This window comes from Kaistia sp. SLG-1, from assembly GCF_059699055.1.
The window spans coordinates 1,762,047-1,782,203 of record NZ_AP048544.1; the positions used below are offsets into that span (position 1 = coordinate 1,762,047).

Consider the following 20,157-nt stretch of genomic DNA (forward strand, 5'->3'; position numbering starts at 1 on the left):
GAAACGCTGCGTGATCTATGCGCGTGTGTCGACCGACCAGAATCTCGACCAGGAGTTCAACTCGCTCGACGCGCAACGCGAGGCCTGCGAAGCCTATATCCAAAGTCAGCGAGCGGAGGGCTGGGTTCTCACCCAGTGCTATGATGACGGCGGTTTCTCGGGTGGGTCCCTGGCGCGTCCGGGCGTGCAGCAATTGCTGTTGGACGTGCAGGAGGGAAGGGTCGACGTCATCGTCGTCTACAAGGTCGACCGCCTGACGCGCTCGCTTGCCGATTTTGCCAAGCTGGTCGAGTTGTTCGATAGCCGCGGCGCTTCCTTCGTCTCGGTCACCCAAGCCTTCAATACGACGAGCTCGATGGGCCGACTAACCCTCAATGTGCTTCTATCGTTCGCACAGTTCGAACGGGAGGTGACAGGGGAGCGCATCCGCGACAAGGTCGCCGCGTCGAAGCAGAAGGGCATCTGGGTCGGCGGTGTCGTACCCCTCGGCTATCGCGTGGAGAGCCGCAAGCTCCTGCCGGATGAGGCCGAGGCGGCGACCGTCCTTCACATGTTCGAGCGCTATCTCGAATTGCCCGGTCTCACGCCGCTGGTTCAGGAGCTGAGGGAGGCCGGCATCCGAACCCGACAGCGACAGCTTGCCGACGGGAAGATCGTCGGTGGCATCTTCTTCAAGCGTGCCGCGCTGCTGCACATCTTGCGCAATCGCGTTTATGTCGGCGATCTCAACCACCGGGGACGCAGCTATCCCGGCGAGCATCCGCCCATTGTACCGCAGCCACTCTTCGACGCGGTCCAGCGGAAGCTGGAGAGCAGCAAGACGCCGATGCGGCAGAGCGGGCATGCAGCGTCGGCACTCCTGATGGGCAAGATCCATGACGATGCCGGAAACCGAATGACACCCAGCCACGCCAACAAGCGCGGGGTTCGATATCGCTACTATGTCTCGCGCGCCCTGGGGGAGGGGGATCGCCAATCGGCTGGTTCGGTGGCTCGAGTGGCCGCGCCCGAGATAGAGGCGGTGGTTTTGGCGGGGCTACGTTCGAGAAGCGACGAGTTCGGAGGCGACAGCGAGGTTGGTGATCGCGAGTTGGTCGAGACCTCGCTTGAGAAGCTGGTCGTGAAATCCGACCGGCTTGAGCTCACCTTATTCGAGCGAGAGGATCCCGTTGCGGACCGGATGTTCGAGCTGCCCTGGTCGAAGCCATCGCTTCGCCGGCGGAGGCAGATCCTGGCTGCCGATCCCGGTTCCGCTTCGGCACGCGCGATCTCCTCCGAGCAGCAGCAGCGCTTGGTGGATGCGATCGCCGAGTCGCGGAGCTGGCTGGACGAGATCACGAAGACCGGCATCGATACCGCGGCGATCGCAGCGCGGGTCGGACGCAGCGAGCGCTCGGTTCGGATGGGCTTGTCGCTGGCCTTCCTCGCCCCCGATATCGTTCAGGCGATCCTGGACAGAACCTTGCCGAGGACGATCGGGCTTTCCCGCCTTGCGGAACTGCCGATGCTTTGGGCCGACCAGCGGCGTGAACTGGGTCTACCGGCTGCTTGAACACACCATTTCCGGACTGAGCGGGCGCGTCATCGGTGGCGCGCCTGTTTCGTTGGCGGTTAGCTCTGGGCGTGGCTCAATCCAACGTTCGAACCGGTCTGGGTTTTGCTCCCTGCTGAAACCCGGGAAACGGTTTTTCGTCGGCCGAGACTGTGGCAGCGAAATCGAGGCATTTCCGAGATTGGGGGCGCGCTGCGCGCGCGGCATATCCGCGGCGCGCGGCTAACCCTCTGACTTGTCGTCAGTATTCCAGGCTCGGGAATATCCGGGTTTGGGAGAGGGTGCTTTGGTACAGTTGGGTGGGCTCGAACCACCGACCTTCGGAGCCACAATCCGACGCTCTAACCAACTGAGCTACAACTGCCTGCCAAAAGCGAGCGGAACCTAGAACCAAAATTGGCGGGTTTCAAGTGCGGAAATCGACTTATCCCAAGATGCTTCCACAGCTTGTTCGAAGAGGCTTGCGCGTTGCGTAAGAACGGCCGCGGACGGGGCAGGCCGGCGTCATTCCGGGGCTCTGTTGGCGGTGTCCGAAAGCGGCATCGCGCGACCGCTCAGCCCGCTCGCGAAAAAAAACGGCCCGAACGAGGTTCGGGCCGGTTTCATTTCGAAGCTCTGTCGGCGGTGGTTTTCGGCTCCCCGGGGGCGGCTCGGCCGATGGCGGAGCGCGTTTCCCGATGAGCCGTCGCGCGGCGGCTCAGCCGTTCTGGAAACCCTTGAAGGCCTTCTCGACGCCCTGGCGCACCGGGCGCGCGGCGTCGGTCGAAAGCTTCTGCGTGAAGGCCTGCAGATCGCGCGTCTGCTCCGTCAGCGTCTCGAACTGCTTGCGGGCAAAGGCGGCCTGCAGTTCGACGGCCTCGGCGAACGAGGTCACCGTCAGGAAATCCCGCGCGAACGCATAGGTGGCGTCGGTGTGGGTCTTGACGTTGTCGAGCGACTTGTGGGTGAGGGCGACGAGACCCGTGCGGGTGGTCTCATAGCTGTCCTCGAACGCCTCGGTCGCCTCTTCGGCGGCCGTCTTCAGCTTGGCGTAGGCCTCCTTGGAGCCGGAAACCGCCTTGTCGGCGATATCGCGGAACACGGCCGGCACTTCAACATTCGGAACGGAGAAAGCGAACGCCTCGAACGGGGCGTCGAAGCCCTTGGCGGTCTTGGCAGCGCCCTTGGCGCTCTTCGGGGCCGTGGCGGCGGTATCGGACATGAACGAAAGTCTCCTTCGGGCTCTGTGGCCGTCGCGGAGCTTCATCCTGGATCTTCGGGACCCATTTCACTCCGATCGACTTGTCGTGAATATAAGCCGGAGCATGATGCAATGCAATATTTTGTTGCATTGCACAAAAGTTGAATGGTTCCAAGGACCTAGTCTTCGGCGGCTCCTCCGGGCAGCCAAAACCTGACGCCGTCGCGGGCATCTGCCGCCGGCGGCGTCATGCAGGGAGGCGTCAAATCGGGCGACTGCCCATTTCTTCGCCGGTCTCTACTTCTTGGCCTGCTGCTGGACGTCCGTCGCCGCCTTGCTGATGGTTTCGGCGATGTCGCGGGTCTGCGTCTGGGCGGCTTCGGCCTGTTTCTTCAGGAAGGCCTGCTGGATCTGCGCGATCTCCTCGACCGTGCGGGCGCGCACCAGCTGCTGGGCGAAATCGAACGAGGCGGCGACATTCGCCTCGAGAAAGGCCAGGGCCTGCCGGTTGACGTCGCGGGCGCTCGACTGCACCGATTTTGCCGAAGCCTCCGATTTCTCGACGGCCTTCGCGGTGGCGCCCATGAATTCGTCGAACGCCTTCTTGGCCTGGTCGACGCTCTTGTCGGCGAAAGCGCGCATCTGTTCCGGAATCTCGAATTGCGTTTTGTCGGCCATCGTTTTGCTCCCGCTTGGATGACACAAGGACAATAGTGACTGCGCGACATGACGCAAGGCAAGCGTTGGAGACGGGCGAGGGCGGGCCCGAATTCAACTTCAGGGAGGTAGTTCCGTCGCATCCGCGCTTTCAAAAAAGCGCAACATTAACCACCTGATGCAAGAGATAAGGGGGTGGCGGGCCGGTTCGTGGACCCGGGTCCGTCCGAGCTATATTAGATGATTGCTGAGGAACGGGCGCAGGGACGACACGGCCGCGCCTGCCGGCGACGAAACCCTGGTCCTGTCGAGGGCGCGGAAACGAAGGCCGACGCGGGCCGGCACCGACCCGCGAGAAGAGTGGCAGCGGAATGAGCGGACACAATCTTGCCTATCTCGACCTGTCGGCGCTGCCGGCCGTCGGACCGGCATTGCTGTCGCCGCGCCCGAGCTTCGTCTGGGCGGCGGACGGCCGGCATGTGCTCTGGGCCAATGCCGCCGGCGCCGGCTTCTTCGGCGCGTCTTCGATGGAAAGCCTGCTGGAGCGCCGTTTCTCCGATACGCTGCCGTCCACCAGCCAGATTGCCCGCCTTGCCCGCGCGCTGCCGCTCGGCGCGACGCGGCTGGAGCGCATCGGCTTCGTCACCGGCGGCCGGCTGCAGAGCCTTCCCGCCACCTGCACGCGCATCCGGCTCGAGGACGGCGCCAGCGCCATCCTGGTTATGCTGGAAGCGCCGCGCGGCGGCAGGGTTTCCCTGGTCGAGCGCGCCGAACAGCTCGCCGATATCGTGGTCGGCGAGGATTGCCTCGTCGCCATTCTCGACGCGAGCGGCGATGTCGTCGCGGCATCCGGCGGGCTGGATGCGCTGGCGGCGGCCGAAGTCGCCATCGAAGGCCTGATCGCCGGCATCGACCGTAGCCCCCAGCCGCTCCTGAAGCGCGCCATCCGCGTCGACCGTGCGCGCCGGCCTGCCGGCATCGCTCGGTTCGAGCTGGACGATCGCCGCTTCCATCTCCTCGTCATCGGACCCGCGGAATGGATCGGGGTTGAGCCGGCGGCCGCCGAACCGGAGCCGCGTGTTTCGGCCGTGACGGTCGCTCCCGTCGCTTCGGCAACGCGGGTCGCTGAGCTGCCTGAAGGCGAGCCTGAGGCCCAGGATGCGATCCCGGCGATGGATGTGAGTCCCCGGAAGGGAATCGAACCGGAGCCCCAGGGAACCGAGCTTCCGATCGAGGCCGTGTCGGAACCCGCGTCCGTTCCCGAAGCCGAGCCGATCGTCGCCGCCGTGCCCGCCGAGCCGGAAGCGTCGGATCACGCCGTTGCGCTTCCCGAGATAGACGCCGAGATCGAGATCAAAACCGTCCCCGCGATCGAAGAGGCGTTGTTGCCGTCCGTCGAGCCGGAGCTTCCGCTCGTCGAACCTTCGCTCGACGTCGAGCCTGAGGCCGAGGCGAAGCCTGTCGAGCCGGTGGCGTTCGCGGCGGAGCCGGTCGAGATGGTAGTCGCCGAAGCGCCTGCGCCCGGGCCTGACGATGGATCGACCGAAGATCTCGTCGGGCCCAAGGACGTCGTCGCGCGCGCGCCGCTTTCCATGGCCGATATCGTCGAGGCGGTGAGCGAAACTTCGCCGGCCGAGCCGGTAACGACAGCCGAAGCCGAGCCGGATCGCTCCGAGCCCGCGCTTCCGGAAGCGATCCTGGTTAAACCGGCCGACGACGAGGTTCTGCGGGTCTCCGCCGGGGAGCCTTCCGAGCCAGCCGACGACGACGCGGTCGCGCCGGTCTCCGCAGACGCGCCTTCCGAGCCGGCTGATGACGAGGTTCCGCCGGCTGCCGCCGATGAACCGTCCGTCGACGAGCCTCTTGCAGACGAACCTCATGCAGCCGAGGCCGAAGCGGCCGAGCCGGCATTCCGCTTCATGGCGCCGACAGGGCCCGTCCGCTTCGTCTTCCAGATGGACGCCGAGGGGCGCTTCAGCTTCGTCTCGCCGGAATTCGCCTCCGTCGTCGGGCCTCGCTCCGCGGCCACCGTCGGCGCGAGCTGGCAGGACGTCGCGGCCGTCAGGGGGCTGGACGAGAAGGGGACCATCGCTGCCCTGATCGCCCGCCGCGATACCTGGAGCGGCGCGACGCTGAGCTGGCCCGTCGACGACACCGACCAGCGCGTCTCCGTCGATCTCGCCGCGTTGCCGGCCTTTTCGCGGGACCGGTCGTTCGAGGGCTATCGCGGCTTCGGCGTCATCCGGCCATCCGAAATCCGGCGCGAGCCGCCGGCGCCTGTCGAGGACAAGCGGGCGACGGTCGTCGCGCTGCAAAAAGCGCCCGTCGTGGCCGAGCCGAGCAATGTCGTGCGCCTGCCGCGCCCGGCGCCCGTGCCCGGCGATGCCGAGCGGCTGACCATGCCAGAGCAGGACGCCTTCCGGCGGATTGCCGTGGCGCTCGGCGCCAAGGTCGGGCCGGTCGATCCGGTTCAGCCGGCCTCGTCCGATGAAGCCATTGCCCCCGAGGCGTTCGAGGCCGACGAGCCCGATACGTCCGTCGAGGAAACGGCCGCTGACGACGCGGCGCCGGAAGACGAGGCCGTTCCTGCCGGGGATGTCTCTGACGAGGACGCGTTGCCCGCTGGTGACGAGATCGCGGAGACCGACGTCTCGGCGCCGGAGGAACCGGTTGCGGAGGCCGCGCCGCCGGAGGCGGATCTGGGCGAGACCGTCGAAGACGCTGCCGAGGCGGCAGAGCGCATTGCCGGGGACGTCTGCGAGCCGGAGGCAGAAGCCCCCGACGTCGAGACGCCGGTCGCCGCGCTGGAAGCGCCTGCCGTCGAAGAGCCCGAAGAATTCGAGCCCGAAGAGTTCGAGCCTGACGAAGAGCTGGATCTGCAAGGCGAAATCGCGCCGGAAGAGCCCGTCGAGCCGGAGCCCGAGGCCGTCGAGCCGGCCGCGCCCGCCATCCCCGAACCCTCCGTGCACGAAGTCGTGCAGCCCGTCGCGTCCGATCCGAAGCTGCTGGAAGAGCTGGCCGAGGCCGGGCACAAGATCGCGGAGCTGGAAGCCATTCTCGATACGGCGACCGACGGCGTCGCCGTCGTCGATGCCGAGGGGCGGATCGTCCGCATCAACCGCAGCGCCGAGGCGCTGTTCGGCGTCGAGACGGGCGATGTGGCCGGCCTGCCGTTCACCCATCTCCTGGCCGAGGAAAGCCGGAAGGCGGCGCTCGACTATCTCGAGGGCCTCGCCCAGAACGGCGTCGCCAGCCTGCTGAACGATGGCCGCGAGGTGATTGGCCGCGTGCCGCAGGGCGGGCTGATCCCGCTGTTCATGACGATGGGCCGGCTCGGCGAGACCGGCAAGTTCTGCGCGGTGCTGCGCGACATCACGCAGTGGAAGAACGCCGAGGAAGAGCTGATCAACGCCCGCCGCGCCGCCGAGACGGCGTCGATGCAGAAGTCGGACTTTCTCGCCAAGGTCAGCCACGAGATCCGCACGCCCTTGAACGCCATCATCGGCTTCTCGGAAGTCATGATGGAGGAGCGCTTCGGCCCGATCGGCACCGAGCGCTACAAGCAGTATCTGCGCGACATCCACGTCTCCGGCGCGCATCTGATGAGCCTCTTGAACGATCTCCTCGATCTCTCGAAGATCGAGGCCGGCAAGATGGAGCTGAATTTCGAGGCGGTGGCGCTGAACGACATCGTGATGGAATGCGTGGCGCTGATGCAGCCGCAGGCCAATCGCGAGCGCATCATCATCCGCACCAGCCTGTCGAGCCAGGTGCCGAGCATCGTCGCCGACCCGCGCTCGATCCGCCAGATCGTGCTCAACCTCGTCTCCAACGCCATCAAGTTCACGCTGGCCGGCGGCCAGGTGATCGTGTCGACGGCGCTGGAAGAGCGCGGCGAGGTCACGCTGCGCATCCGCGATACCGGCATCGGCATGTCGGAGAAGGATGTCGAGACGGCGCTGATGCCGTTCCGCCAGGTCGCGACCTCGGCCAAGCACAGGAGCGACGGCACCGGCCTCGGCCTGCCGCTGACCAAGGCGCTGGTGGAGGCGAACCGCGCCGCCTTCCTGATCGACAGCGCTGTCGGGCAGGGGACGCTGATCCGCGTCACCTTCCCGTCGACGCGGGTCCTGGTGGGGTAAGGTAGACCTTCACCCAGCCCTCTCCCGCAAGCGGGCGAGGACTTTCCTCCGCATCCGCCCCTGGCGGTCTGCGACAGACTTCAGTCATCTGACAAAGCCGATTGAGCGCGTTCCCTCGCCCGCTCGCGGGAGAGGGACAGAGGCGTGCTGCCCTCCCGACTATTCGGCTGCGATCTGCATCGAGAGATTGTCGAGCGACGAGACGATGTGCTCGGCCAGCGCCTCGACGATCGGCGACGTCGGCTTGTTCCAGGCGCGCATCAGCGCGATTTCGCAAGGCGGCAGGCGCGGGAAGCCGTCGAACTCGCCGAGCACGCGCATGCCGGGCCGGAGCGCCGATTCCGGCAGCACGGAGATGGCGAGCCCGGCCAGCACGGCGGCGGAGATCGCGGTCGAATTGTTGCTCGCATAGAGGATGCGGTAGCGCCGGCCGATCGGCCCCAGCGCTTCAATCGCCGACTTGCGCCAGCAGCAGGTGTCGCGACCGAGCGCCAGCGGAAGCACCTCTTCCTGCTCGATCTGGTGGTGGTTCGAGACGACCCAGAGCAGGGGCTCCTGCCGGACGACCTCGGTCATCGGCGCGCCCTTGGTGTTGGTGATGATGCCGAGGTCGAGTTCACCGGCCCGCAGGCATTCGAGCAGCTGCACGGTCGGCTCGCAGACGACGGTCACCTCCACGCGCGGATTGGAGCGCGAGAAGCGCGCCAGGATCTCCGGCAGGAAGCGGTCGGCATAGTCGTCCGGCGTGCCGAGGCGTACCCGGCCCGACAGCTCCTCGTCGTCGAAGGCCGCCATGGTTTCGTCCGAGAGGCGCACCATGCGGCGGGCATAGCCGAGCAGGCGCTCGCCGTCCTCGGTCAGCTTGGCGCTGCGGCCGTCGCGGCCGAAGATCGGCTTGCCGAGCCGTTCCTCCAGCCGCCGCATCTGCATCGATACCGCGGACTGCGTCTTGTGCACGGACTCCGCCGCCCGTGTGAAGCTGCCGGCATCGGCGATCGCCACGAAGGTGCGGAGCTGGTCCAGATCGAGCATGTTGGCCATCGGTAATCTCCCTGGAGCGCGTCGCGCGGGCTTTTGCCTCTGCGCCGGGGCTCCGGACGCAAGCGCTTTGCGCCCCTGCGTCATGCATCATCAAATCCGATGGCTGATATTAAAAACATTCGTTGGAATGATCAATCGCGCAGGCGCATTCTCCATTCGTTCCCAAGAAGCATGCCGGGTCGCCTCCTTCAAACGAGATCGAAGGAACCCTGGCACGTCTGCCGATGGAGGCTGAAATGAGCACCTGTGAAACCTATTCCGCGTCAGCCCGGCCCACCCGTTCGCGCTCCTTCGCCGCGATCGGCATGGTCGTCATCGCCAACGTGGTGGCCCGCTTCCGGGTCTGGCAGAACCGTCGCTCGGTCGCCCGCCTGCTTGAATGGGATGCCCATATGCTCGCCGATATCGGCCTGACGGAGGGCGACGTCTATTCGGCGCTCGCGAGCCGCGCCAACGAGGACGCGTCGACGCAGCTCCAGATGCTTTCGCTCGAGCGCCGCTATGCCAGCCAGGCGCAGGCCCGCGAGCGGGTGGCGCATGCCACGCTGCTCCGCGTCGGCTCCGCCCAGTATCGGCGCAAGGCCTGATTGATCCTCAAGACTTGCGCGGTCCGGCCGGCCGCTTAGAGGCCGGCCCGATCGGCATACCCGCAGCCGGAACCCCGCGATCCCCTGGTGGTTCCGAACCTTGGCCCGCCGAGCTCTCGGCGGGTCATTTTTATTCGGCCTTGTTCTTGTCTTCAGTCCTTCTTCGCCGGTCCGGCGAAGCGGTCGAAGATCAGCTCCATCGACTTCCGATAGCTGTCCTGCATACTCTTGCCGGCGTCGAACAGGCGGTCGATCACCTCCTCGTTCGTCATCGGTCCCGGTTCGGGCTCCGGTTCCTTCTCCTTGCCGAGGAAGCTTTCCATCAGCGTGACGAAGGGCAGGTCGGGCCGCTTTTCGGGCCTCGGCTTCGGCTTGCTGGCGGCCCCGGTCATCTCGCGCATCATGGCGAGGAAGGGGTTGTCGTAGGTCTCGGTCTGGCGCTGGACGCCGCCCATCATCATGTTGGCCATCACCGGCATCATGCGGCGCACGACGTCCTGCGCGATGCCCGTCGACGCCTCGACCTGCAGCGCCACCGCCTTCGCCACTTCCGGCGAGCCGAACATGCGCTCCAGCATGCCGTCGCCCTCGGCGCGGGCCGAAGGCGTCATGGCGGCGAGGGGATTGTCGAAATAGGACCTGTACTGGCCGCTGCCGACCTGCTGCCAGAAGGCGGCGACGCCGAACGGGTCGGCGGCGCTCCGCCGCATGCCCTGCCAGAAGGCCGGCATCATCGCCTCGAACGCCTTCGATTGCTGCTCGAAGGAGAGGCCGAATTCCTTCGCCATGGCCGAGGCGAAGGCGCCCTGCTGGGCTTCCAGCATCAGATCATAGATCGTCTTCATCGGATCGCTCCTGCCGCCGCGCTCATCATGATCGGCGCGGCGGTCGGTCCGCGTCAACGAAACCTCGTCGATCAGTGCGTCATCAGCACCGGCAGCGTCAGGCCGGTGAGCATGCCGCGCGTCGCGCCGCCGAGAATCCATTCGAGCAGGCGGCTATGACCATAGGCGCCCATGACGATGATGCCCGCGTCGGCGTCGACGGCCGCCTGGCGGATCGCCTTGGCGACGTCCTTGCCGGGGTTCGGCACCTTGCGGATGCTGCTCTCGATGCCGTGCCGCAGCAGATGGCCGCAGAGCCGCTCGCCGGTCGGCAGCTTCTTGCCGTCGTCGACGAGCACGACCTCGACATGCTTGGCCAGCTTCAGGAAGGGCATGGCGGCGCGTACCGCGCGCGCGGCGGTGATGGTGCCGTCCCAGGCGATCATGATCCGGTCCGGATTGATCGTCACCGGGCCGTTGCGCGGCACGATCAGCAGCGGCGCGCCGGCATTGAACAGCACGGCCTCGATCAGCGCCTCGCGCACCGGCTCCGGCCGCTCGGGGTCGTCCTCGCCGATCACCACGAGGTCGGCGAGGCGGACTTCGTGGACGATGCCGTCCAGTCCGCCGCCGGCCATCACGTCGACGAGATGCGCCTCGGCGTCGATGCCCGTCTCGGCCGCGATGCCGTGGAAGGCGGTGATCGCCGTCTCGGCTTCCTTCAGCGCCTGGTTGCGGGCGCTGATCATAAAGTCGGCCGGGACCGGGGCGACGGCATAGCCGGGCACGATCGGATCATAGGCGAGCGACAGCCCGGTCAGGTGCGCGTCCAGACGCTTGGCGAGGTCAGCCGCCGCGCGCGCGGCCGGCCGATCTCCGGCGAGGTCGACGACGACGGTGATGTCCTTGATGTCCATGATGCGCTCCATTCCCAAGATCAATCTGCGGACGAGTCTAGAGTCTACTCTGCCCGAAGAGATTGAGAAGGATCAATCGCGGCTCGCGGTTAATAGGCATGCTGGCGGAAGACCTCGCCGATGTCGCCGTTCCAGCTCGTGCGGTATTCCTCGAGCAGGCGTTCGGCCGGCGTGCGGCCGCTGGCGACGGTTTCCTCGACCGGCTGCAGGTAGACCGTCTCGTCATGGCCCTCGCTGTTCAACGCATGGCGCGCGGCAAGGCCTCGGCGGGCGATCTCGACCATCTCGCGGGCGATGTCGCGCACGGTGCGGTTGCGGAAGGGCGTCGCGAGCGCGGTCCGCGGCACGCCGTCGCGCAGCGCCTGCCGCTCCTCGACGGTCCAGTCCTTGACCAGTTCCCAGGCGGCGTCGAGCGAGGCCTGGTCATAGAGCAGGCCGACCCAGAGCGCCGGCAGCGCCGTCAGCGTCCGCCACGGCCCGGCATCGGCGCCGCGCATCTCGATGTACTTCTTGAGCCGCACATCGGGGAACAGCGTCGTCAGGTGGTTGTTCCAGTCGGAGAGCGTCGCCCGCTCGCCCGGCAGGCCCGGCAGCTCGCCCTTCAGCAGGTCGCGGAACGACTGCCCGGCGACGTCGTGATAGGTGTCGCCGCGCTTGACGAAATACATCGGCACGTCGAGCGCCCAGTCGACATAGCGCTCGAAGCCGAAGCCGTCCTCGAACACGAAGGGGATCAGGCCCGAGCGCTCGTTGTCGGTGTCGCGCCAGATCTCGGCACGGTTCGACAGCAGGCCGTTGGCGGTATTGTCGAGGAAGGGCGAATTGGCGAAGAGGGCCGTCGCGATCGGCTGCAGCGCCAGCGAGACGCGCATCTTCTGCACCATGTCGGCTTCGCTGGCGAAGTCGAGGTTCACCTGCACGGTCGAGGTGCGGAACATCATGTCGAGGCCGCGCGTGCCGACCTTCGGCATGTAGCGCGACATGATCTCGTAGCGCGATTTCGGCATCACCGGCGTTTCTTCCAGCGACCAGATCGGCGAGGTGCCGAGGCCGATGAAGCCGACGCCGAGCGGCTCCGCGCATTCGCGCACCTGGGCGAGATGCGCGTGCAGCTCGCGGCAGGTCTGGTGGATCGTCTCGAGCGGGGCGCCCGAGAGCTCGAACTGGCCGCCCGGCTCCAGCGAGATGGCGCCGCCGCCGACCGGATCGACCAGGCCGATGATCAGGCCGCGATCCTCGATCGGCTGCCAGCCGAGCATGCCTTCCATCAACCTCAGGATGCGCTCGATGCCGTGCGCGCCGTCATAGGGGACGGGCGTCAGATCCTTTATGTTGAAACCGAACTTTTCGTGCTCGGTGCCGATCCGCCATTGCGTCTTGGGCTTCGACCCGCTGGCAATCACGTCGACAAGTTCGTCGCGCGATTCGACGAGCGTGGAATCGGTAGCGTCGCGGGCCATGAGTACTCCGAAGCAATGTGGCGCGGCACATTAGCGGCGCGCCGTCGGAACAGCAATGGAGCCGCGAGATGCCCGGAAAGGCGTGCTTTGGCGGTGGACCCAAGGGCGCAATTTGTGCACCGATATGGCCCGGGAAGGTTCGGACGGAGGAGGATTCGAATGAGCGATTCGGCAAGGCCCGTTGCAATCATAACGGGAGGCACGCGCGGCATCGGCGCGGCCATCGCGCGGGCGCTCGCCGCCCGGGGCGTCGATCTTGTGCTCTCCGGCCGCTATCGCGACGCCGAGGTCGAGACGCTGCTGGCGGAGCTCGAGCCGGTCACCGGCGTCCTGTTCTTCGCCGCCGACGCGGCCGATCCGGCGACGGCGACGGCGCTGGTCGAGGTAGCGCTCGAGCGCTTCGGGCGAATCGACTATCTCGTTCCGGCCGCCGGCGGCGCGGTTCCGGGCACGGCGCTCACCGTGACGGAGGAAGCCTGGGAGGACGCGTTCCGCGTGCATGTCCATGCGCCGTTCCATCTGTTCCGCGCGGCGCATGCGGCGCTGGCGAAGCAGGGCGGTGCGATGCTGCTGGTCTCGTCCGTCGCGGGCCTGCGCGGTTGCCCCGGCACCGTGGCCTACCAGACGGTCAAGGGTGCGCTGCCGCAAATGGGCCGCGCGCTGGCGCGGGACCACGGGCATGAGGGCATCCGCGTCAACACGATCTGCCCCGGCATCATCGAGACCCGCTTCCACGCCGCGATGACGCCGCAGGCGCGCGCCAACAACCTCGCCAACCGCATTCCGCTGCAGCGCCTCGGAACGTCGGAGCAGGTCGCGACCGCGGCCGTGGAACTGCTCACCAATGAATTCATTACCGGTGAGGAGCTGGTGATCGACGGCGGCATGAGCATGCGCATGGTCTGATGCCATTGGCCCGGAGTGCCTTGTCGCTCCGGGCTTTTCTTCACGCATGGATCCGACCGTCGCGGCGACGAAGTGGCCGGGCGGAATACCGGTTGGATCGAGCCGATCCGCTGAAGCGCGCCCGGGGCCGGACGGGCTGTGATGCTTCGCGCCGGTTGCCTGGCGATCCGAAATTCCGGCGTCGTAGCGCGCGTTGGAAATCGGGCGACCGTCCGAACACACACATTTTCGTGAGCGCCGGCATCACGTCGATGGATCCGGCCTTTGGTGCAGTGCGGCAAAAGTCGCGGGATTCAGCGCCGAAAGACCACGGAAGGCGCATCCATCGAGACGCAGGCAAAACCGGCGGAGCGCTGCCGGCCCGAAGCTTACCGCGATTTAACGAGCAACCCGCCGAAGGCCGTCCCATAGCAGGGCGGGGGACACAGGAAAGCTCGTCATGCGCAGGTCCGTTATCGTCACGCTCCTTGTTGTTGCAGGTCTCGGTGTCGGTATTGTCTATCGGGAGACGCTGTTCGCGTCGGTCGACAAGATCATGGGTACGCAGCTGGCGGGGACCGAAGGACCGCCGGGGCCGGGCGGCGGGGCAGGGGGCGGGACAGGCGGCGGGCGCAAGGGCGGCCGCGGGCTGTCGCCTTCCGTCGTCGTCGCAACGGCCGAGACAGGCGATCTTCCGGTTCGGCGCTCCACCATCGGCTGGATCAATTCGACCGCCTCGACCTCGGTGACCACGCAGCAGCAGGGCGTCGTCACCCGCATCGCGCAGGCGAACGGCGCGGACGTCAAGGCGGGTGACCTGCTGGTCCAGCTCGACGACCGCGCGGCCCAGGCGACGCTGGCGCGCGACAAGGCCGCGCTGGCGCGCGATCAGGCCACCGTCGTCTCGACCTCCGCCGATCTCAAGCGGGCGAAGGATCTGGTCGCCCGGCAGGTGGATTCGAGCCAGCAGCTCGATCAGGCCGTCGCGGCCGCTTCCAGCGCCGCCGCCGTGGTGACCCTCGACCAGGCGAACATCGATGCAGACCAGGTCGTCGTCGACAACATGCGCATCACCGCGCCGCATGACGGCCGCCTCGGTGCGTTCTCGATCACGGTCGGCAGCCTGGTCCAGCCCGGGACGACGGTGGTCGTGCTGACCGACATGGACAATGTCGAGGCGAACTTCACCGTTTCCGACGCGGATGTCGGCCTGCTGCGCCAGTCGCTCGCCTCGGGCGCCGTGCCGGTCCGGGTCTCCACGTCGAACCAGCCGACCGCGACCGCGACGGTGCCGGAGGCTTCCGCCAGCACCAAGGACGCCGCGCCGAAGGGCGCGCCGGTGGCGACGGAGGTCTCGGCCGCCGCGACCGTCGACTTCATCGACAGCAACATCGTTTCCGGCTCCGGCACGATGGCGGTACGGGCCGCCGTTCCGAACCAGAGCCGCACCTTCTGGCCGGGCCAGGCCGTCAAGGTCGCCATCGATCTCGGCACGAACCGGAACGTCGTGATCGTGCCGACGGTCGCCGTGCAGCCGGGCCAGTCGGGCTCCAACGTCTTCGTCGTCAAGCCGGACAACACCATCGACGTCCGCCCCGTCCAGGTCGTCGGCATCGTCGGCGACCGCGCCGGTATCGTCGCGGGCGTTGAGGCGGGTGAGAAAGTGGTGACCGACGGCCAGCTTTCGCTCGCCCCCGGCATGAAGGTCACGATCCGCCAGGCCGCGGCCACGCCTGCCGCCCCGCAGTCGACGCCTTCGGCCCCGGCCGGCAAGGCAGGCGGCGAGGTCTCGCAGAAGAAGTCCGCCGCGCCGGACGCCAAGCCTGCATCGGAGGCCAAGCTGTGAAGATCTCCGAACTCTGCATCCGCCGTCCGGTCGCCACGACCCTCTTCTTCCTCGGCATCGCCATGGGCGGCATCTTCGCCTACCAGCAATTGCCGGTCGCGGCGCTGCCGGAAGTCAGCTTCCCCACCATCAGCGTCAGCGCCCAATTGCCCGGCGCCTCGCCGCAGACCATGGCGACGGCCGTCGCCACGCCGCTGATCAAGCAGTTCGAGACGATCTCCGGCATCGACACGATCTCGGCCACGAGCTCGCTCGGCAATTCGCAGATCGTGCTGCAGTTCGCGCTGAGCCAGAACATCGACACCGCCGCCGGCGACGTGCAGGCGGCGATCGACCGGGCCGAGCGGCAGCTGCCGCCCAACATGCAGAACCCGCCGAGCTACCGGAAGGTCAATCCGGCCGACGCTCCCGTGCTGTTGCTCGCGGTGCAGAGCCCGACCCTGCCGATGTCGACGATCGACGACTTCGCCGAGAACGTCATCTCGCCGAGCCTGTCGACCTTGCCCGGCATCGCGCAGGTCAGCGTCTATGGCGGCCAGACCTATGCCGTCCGCGTCCAGGCCGATCCCAACAAGCTCGCGACCCGCAATATCGGCCTCGATCAGCTGTCGAACGCGCTCGCCGCCGCGAACGACCAGACGCCCGTGGGCACGATGCAGAACAAGAGCCAGTCGCTCGTCATCGACGCGCCGACGCAGATGACCAATGCCGAGGCGTTCAAGCAGCTGATCATCGCCAATCCGAACGGCAGCCCGGTGCGCCTCTCGGATGTCGCCAATGTCGTCGACAGCGTCCAGAACGCGCAGACGGCCGGCTGGTATGACGGTTCCCGCTCGATCGTGCTCGCGATCCAGCGCCAGCCGAGCGCCAACACCGTCGCCGTCGTCGACGCGGTCAACGCGCAGCTGCCGAAGCTGATGGCGTCGATGCCGGCCTCGATGACGATCAAGGTGCTGAACGACCGCTCGACCTCGATCCGCGCCGCCATCGCCGACGTGCAGGTGACGCTGGCGATCACCATCGGCCTGGTCATCCTCGTCATCTACCTGTTCCTCGGCAAGGTTTCGGCCACCTTCATCCCGGCGCTCGCCGTGCCGCTGTCGCTGGTGGCGGCGTTCGGCGGCATGTATTTCTTCGGCTTCAGCGTCGACAACATCTCGCTGCTCGGCCTGACGCTCGCCGTCGGCCTCGTCGTCGACGACGCCATCGTCATGCTCGAGAACATCATGCGCCATGTCGAGGAGGGCATGCCGCCCTTCGAGGCGGCGCTGGTCGGTAGCCGCGAGGTCGGCGCCACCATCGTGTCGATGACGCTGTCGCTGGTCGCCGTGTTCCTGCCGGTGCTTTTGATGGGCGGCGTCATCGGCCGGCTGTTCAACGAGTTCGGCGTCGTCGTCGCGCTGGCGATCGGCGCCTCCATGGTGGTGTCGCTGACGCTGACGCCGATGCTGACGGCGCGGCTACCGAAATCCGCCTCCAGCCACGTCCGCAGCGGCCCGGCCGCCTGGTTCGAGAGCGCCTTCCTGTGGGTCGAGGGGCACTATGATCGCGGCGTCGCCTGGTGCCTCGCCCACCGCTTCGTCATCCTCGGGCTCTTCTTCGCTTCAGTGGCGGCTTCCGTCTGGCTGTTCATGGCGCTGCCCAAGGGCTTCTTCCCGCAGGAGGACATCGGCCAGCTCTCCGTCTCCACCCAGGCGCGGCAGGACATCTCCTTCGACGCCATGGTCGGCCTGCAGCGCCAGGTCGAGGCGACGCTGCGCGCCTCGCCCTATGTCACGCATGTCGCGTCCTTCGTCGGTGGCGGTCCGGGCTCGCAGACGCTGAATTCGGCGTCGCTCTCCGTGCAGCTGAAGCCGAAGGAGGAGCGTCCGCCGCTCAACGTCGTTCTGAACGACCTGCGCGGCCAGCTCGGCCGCATCGCCGGCATCCAGTCCTACATCCAGCCGGTGCAGAACCTGCGCATCGGCGGTGTCAGCTCGCAGAGCACCTACCAGCTCATGCTGCAGGCGCTCGACCAGCAGACGCTGAACGAATGGGCGACGAAGCTGACGGCCGCGATGCGGACGGACAGCCAGTTCGTCGACGTGGCGAACAACCTGCAGAACAACGCCCTGCAGGCCCGCATCGTCGTCGACCGCGACAAGGCGGATTCGATCGGCATCTCGGCCGCCACCTTGCGCAAGACGCTGGAGGACGGTTTCGGCACCTCGACGGCCGCCACGATCCAGTCGACCGGATCGAGCTATGACGTCATCCTCGAATACGATCCGGATCTCGCCTGGTCGGACAGCCTCTTGTCCGAGATCCGGGTGCGGTCGGATTCCGGCAGTCTGGTGCCGCTGTCGAGCTTCGCCAGCGTCCAGCGCACGGTCGGCCCCGTAACCGTCAACCAGCTCGGCCAGCTGCCGGCGGCGACCATCTCGTTCAACCTGCCGGACGGCGTGGCGCTGAGCCAGGCGACCGATCAGGTCGAGGTGCTGAAGCAGCAGATCGGCGTGCCGGCCGATGTCTACACCTCCTATGCCGGTACCGCGCAGGTCTTCCAGCAGTCGCTGGCGACGCAGGGCATCCTGATCTTCGCGGCTGTGCTCACCATCTATGTCGTGCTCGGCATGCTCTATGAGAGCTTCATCCATCCGCTGACCATCCTGTCCGGATTGCCGGCGGCGGCCTTCGGCGCGCTGGTGGCGCTGAAATGGGCCGGGCTCGATCTCTCGGTGATCGCGCTGATCGGCATCCTGATGCTGATCGGCATCGTCAAGAAGAACGCCATCATGATGGTGGACGTCGCGATCGACGGCCAGCGCGAGGAGGGTCTCGAACCCGATCCGGCGATCCACCGCGCGGCGGTGCGCCGGTTCCGGCCGATCATGATGACGACCTTCGCCGCACTTCTCGGCGCCGTGCCGATCGCGCTCGGCACCGGCGCCAGCGCCGAGCTGCGCCAGCCGCTCGGCATCGCCGTCGTCGGCGGCCTGCTCGTCTCGCAGCTCCTGACGCTCTTCATTACGCCAGTGATCTATGTCGAGATGGAGCGCTTCAGCCGCTTCCTGTCGCGACTGCGCGGCGGGGCCGCTGCGAAGCCGGAAGCCGAGACCGCCGAGCCCGCAGCGGGAGCGGCGCCCTTGCCCCAGCCCGCCGCCGAATAGGCCGGCCACAAAAAAAGCGGCGTCCCTGTCGAAACGGGGACGCCTCGCTCGTCCTCCTGTCGTGACCCCGACAGGAGGATGTCTCATGCAGAAGATCACCCCGTTTCTCTGGTTCGACGGCCAGGCCGAAGAGGCCGCCAATTTCTATGTCTCCGTGTTCAAGAACGGCAGGCTCGGCCAGGTCTCCCGCTATGGCGATGCCGGGCCCGGTCCGGCCGGAAGCGTTATGGTGGCGTCGTTCGAGATCGAGGGACTGACGTTCACGGCGCTGAACGGCGGTCCGCATTTCAAGTTCACGCCGGCCGTCTCCTTCCTCGTCGACTGCAAGTCGCAGGAGGAGGTCGATTATTTCTGGGACAGGCTCTCGGAAGGCGGCCGGACCGATCAGTGCGGCTGGCTGCAGGACAAGTTCGGCCTATCCTGGCAGGTGGTGCCGCGCGTGCTGATCGAGCTCTTGAACGATCCCGATCGCGGCAAGTCGCAGCGCGTGATGGCGGCGATGATGCAGATGACCAAGATTGAGATCTCCAAGCTGCATGAGGCCTACGAGGCCGCGTAGCGGGCGCTTGAAAAGTCGTCGCCACGGTCTGGCGGAATCGTTCGGTTCGGCATCTATTGATGGGAAGCCTCTCTTCCGCGAGCCGACGTCATGCGCATTCTCGTCGTCGAAAACTATCAAGCCACGTCGCTCGGCCTGATGCGGCCGGCGCTCGCCGCCGCCGGGGCGGTGATCGATGTCCGCCAGGCGCATGAGGGCGATCCGCTGCCCGCGGCGCCGGACGGCTATGACGCGATCATCGTGCTGGGTGGCGGCCAGAGCGCCGTCGACGACGAGACGCATCCCTATCTGCCGCGCCTTGCCAGCCTGATGCGCGCCTTTGGCGACGCCGACAAATCCGTGCTCGGCATCTGCCTCGGCTCGCAGATTCTGGCACGCGGCTATGGTGCCAGGAACATCCTCGACAGGCCCGTCGAATTCGGCTGGCAGGCCGTGACGCCGACAGAGGCCGGACGCGACGATCCCGTCGTCGGCGTGCTGGACGGGCCGTCGCCGCTGTTCCATTGGCATTCCGACACCTTTACCCTGCCGGAAGGCGCCGTCCACCTCGCCACCAGCGCGATGACGCCGCATCAGGCGTTTCGCATCGGCCGCGCCGTCTACGGCATCCAGTTCCATTTCGAGGCGGATACGGCGCTTGTGCGCGATTGGAACGAGGCCTTCGCGGATGTCGCGACGTCGATCGATCCCGACTGGACGACGCGCCACGCGCGGGAGGAGGGGCCGTTGGGCAGCCAGGCCGACGAAGCCGGCCGGGCGTTGGCCCGCGCCTGGATCGCGACGATCCGGTAAGGGATCAAGCGGGCAGGAAATCCGGGTCGCGCAGCTGTTCCAGCGTCCACGGGCATTCGGCCGGGAAGCTCTCGCGCGGCAGGCCGGTTTCGATGGCGGCCTCGCGAAGGGCATATCGATAGATGTCGGCGACGATCCGGCCCGCATCGGCCTTCAGGGAGCGGCTTCGCTTTTCGCGGCGTTCGATGTTTGCCCTTTCCCGGAAGATGGTGATCTCCCAAGACGACGAACGTTGCTCAGGTTGATGTTGCCATTTCAAGAGATGGCTGATGACGAGGCGATAGGAGGACTCCAGCGCATGCCGCTGTTCGCTTCCCATGTCCTCGAGCTCCTCGATCAGGTTGGGAAGGTCCACTTCGTTGATCCGCTTCTGTCGAAGCAGTTCGATCTGCTCCAGCAGCCAGAGGTTCAGATCGTCCTCATAGTCGGTCGGCGTCTCGTAGAGCGGCTTTTCCTTCGCAAGGCCCATGCGATTTCTCCAGGCGGCATCGGCATCGAATGGCGCATCATGCCACGGTTCAGGGGCAGCGCCGAATCGTCATCGCTGTATCCGTGCCTCCGTCCTC

At 66.8% G+C, this 20,157-nt stretch carries 15 protein-coding genes and 1 tRNA gene; 8 read left to right on the forward strand and 8 right to left on the reverse strand.

All coding sequences use genetic code 11. The annotated features are described in order from the left end of the window. The first annotated feature begins 10 nt into the window (after positions 1 to 10). On the forward strand, positions 11 to 1,552 hold the full coding sequence (locus AC6HZP_RS07780) for a recombinase family protein (RefSeq protein ID WP_497526111.1): 1,542 nt from the start codon (positions 11 to 13) through the stop codon (positions 1,550 to 1,552). Between the two features lie 287 nt (positions 1,553 to 1,839). Here the strand turns inward: AC6HZP_RS07780 and AC6HZP_RS07785 are convergent. The 3 genes from AC6HZP_RS07785 to AC6HZP_RS07795 form a co-directional block, all read right to left on the reverse strand. Further along, positions 1,840 to 1,916, reverse strand: a tRNA-His gene (locus tag AC6HZP_RS07785). Between the two features lie 333 nt (positions 1,917 to 2,249). Further along, on the reverse strand, positions 2,250 to 2,753 hold the full coding sequence (locus AC6HZP_RS07790) for a phasin family protein (protein WP_497526112.1): 504 nt from the start codon (positions 2,751 to 2,753) through the stop codon (positions 2,250 to 2,252). A 276-nt stretch (positions 2,754 to 3,029) separates the two neighbouring features. Then, positions 3,030 to 3,410, reverse strand: a complete 381-nt coding sequence (locus AC6HZP_RS07795) for a phasin family protein (RefSeq protein WP_497526113.1) — start codon at positions 3,408 to 3,410, stop codon at positions 3,030 to 3,032. Positions 3,411 to 3,760: 350 nt separating this feature from the next. Between AC6HZP_RS07795 and AC6HZP_RS07800 the strand changes: the two genes are divergently transcribed. Next, positions 3,761 to 7,531 carry an ATP-binding protein gene (locus AC6HZP_RS07800; RefSeq protein WP_497526114.1) on the forward strand — a complete coding sequence of 1,257 codons (3,771 nt, stop codon included), beginning with the start codon at positions 3,761 to 3,763 and terminating at the stop codon, positions 7,529 to 7,531. A 159-nt stretch (positions 7,532 to 7,690) separates the two neighbouring features. Here AC6HZP_RS07800 and AC6HZP_RS07805 read toward each other — a convergent pair whose 3' ends face one another. Beyond that, positions 7,691 to 8,572 carry a LysR substrate-binding domain-containing protein gene (locus AC6HZP_RS07805; RefSeq protein WP_497526115.1) on the reverse strand — a complete coding sequence of 294 codons (882 nt, stop codon included), beginning with the start codon at positions 8,570 to 8,572 and terminating at the stop codon, positions 7,691 to 7,693. A gap of 236 nt (positions 8,573 to 8,808) precedes the next feature. On the opposite strand from AC6HZP_RS07805, the gene AC6HZP_RS07810 reads away from it, so the two are divergent. Then, entirely contained in the window at positions 8,809 to 9,159 is a 351-nt protein-coding gene (locus AC6HZP_RS07810) for a DUF1127 domain-containing protein (protein WP_497526116.1), read from the forward strand. A gap of 152 nt (positions 9,160 to 9,311) precedes the next feature. Here the strand turns inward: AC6HZP_RS07810 and AC6HZP_RS07815 are convergent, their stop codons facing one another. From AC6HZP_RS07815 to AC6HZP_RS07825, 3 genes are all read right to left on the reverse strand, one after another. Further along, positions 9,312 to 10,004: a DUF937 domain-containing protein gene (locus AC6HZP_RS07815; protein WP_201403018.1), complete on the reverse strand. Its 693-nt coding sequence runs from the start codon at positions 10,002 to 10,004 to the stop codon at positions 9,312 to 9,314. 71 nt (positions 10,005 to 10,075) lie between these two features. Next, positions 10,076 to 10,900: a universal stress protein gene (locus AC6HZP_RS07820; protein ID WP_201403019.1), complete on the reverse strand. Its 825-nt coding sequence runs from the start codon at positions 10,898 to 10,900 to the stop codon at positions 10,076 to 10,078. An 89-nt stretch (positions 10,901 to 10,989) separates the two neighbouring features. Continuing rightward, positions 10,990 to 12,360 carry a glutamate--cysteine ligase gene (locus tag AC6HZP_RS07825; protein WP_497526117.1) on the reverse strand — a complete coding sequence of 457 codons (1,371 nt, stop codon included), beginning with the start codon at positions 12,358 to 12,360 and terminating at the stop codon, positions 10,990 to 10,992. Between the two features lie 159 nt (positions 12,361 to 12,519). Here AC6HZP_RS07825 and AC6HZP_RS07830 point away from each other — a divergent pair, with 159 nt between their 5' ends. The 5 genes from AC6HZP_RS07830 (at position 12,520) to AC6HZP_RS07850 (ending at position 19,591) form a co-directional block, all read left to right on the forward strand. Beyond that, on the forward strand, positions 12,520 to 13,266 hold the full coding sequence (locus AC6HZP_RS07830) for an SDR family NAD(P)-dependent oxidoreductase (protein ID WP_497526118.1): 747 nt from the start codon (positions 12,520 to 12,522) through the stop codon (positions 13,264 to 13,266). A 439-nt stretch (positions 13,267 to 13,705) separates the two neighbouring features. Next, positions 13,706 to 15,091 (forward strand): efflux RND transporter periplasmic adaptor subunit, encoded by a 1,386-nt coding sequence (locus tag AC6HZP_RS07835; protein WP_497526119.1) that lies wholly within the window; start codon positions 13,706 to 13,708, stop codon positions 15,089 to 15,091. Then, positions 15,088 to 18,240 carry an efflux RND transporter permease subunit gene (locus AC6HZP_RS07840; RefSeq protein ID WP_497526120.1) on the forward strand — a complete coding sequence of 1,051 codons (3,153 nt, stop codon included), beginning with the start codon at positions 15,088 to 15,090 and terminating at the stop codon, positions 18,238 to 18,240. Before AC6HZP_RS07835 ends, AC6HZP_RS07840 begins: the two co-directional genes overlap by 4 nt. Before the next feature lie 85 nt (positions 18,241 to 18,325). Continuing rightward, positions 18,326 to 18,799, forward strand: coding sequence for a VOC family protein (locus tag AC6HZP_RS07845; RefSeq protein WP_201403024.1), 474 nt, complete (start codon positions 18,326 to 18,328; stop codon positions 18,797 to 18,799). 90 nt (positions 18,800 to 18,889) lie between these two features. Continuing rightward, positions 18,890 to 19,591 (forward strand): type 1 glutamine amidotransferase, encoded by a 702-nt coding sequence (locus tag AC6HZP_RS07850; RefSeq protein ID WP_497526121.1) that lies wholly within the window; start codon positions 18,890 to 18,892, stop codon positions 19,589 to 19,591. Positions 19,592 to 19,595: 4 nt separating this feature from the next. Here AC6HZP_RS07850 and AC6HZP_RS07855 read toward each other — a convergent pair whose 3' ends face one another. After that, entirely contained in the window at positions 19,596 to 20,060 is a 465-nt protein-coding gene (locus tag AC6HZP_RS07855) for a DUF29 domain-containing protein (RefSeq protein ID WP_497526122.1), read from the reverse strand. Positions 20,061 to 20,157: the final 97 nt, after the last annotated feature.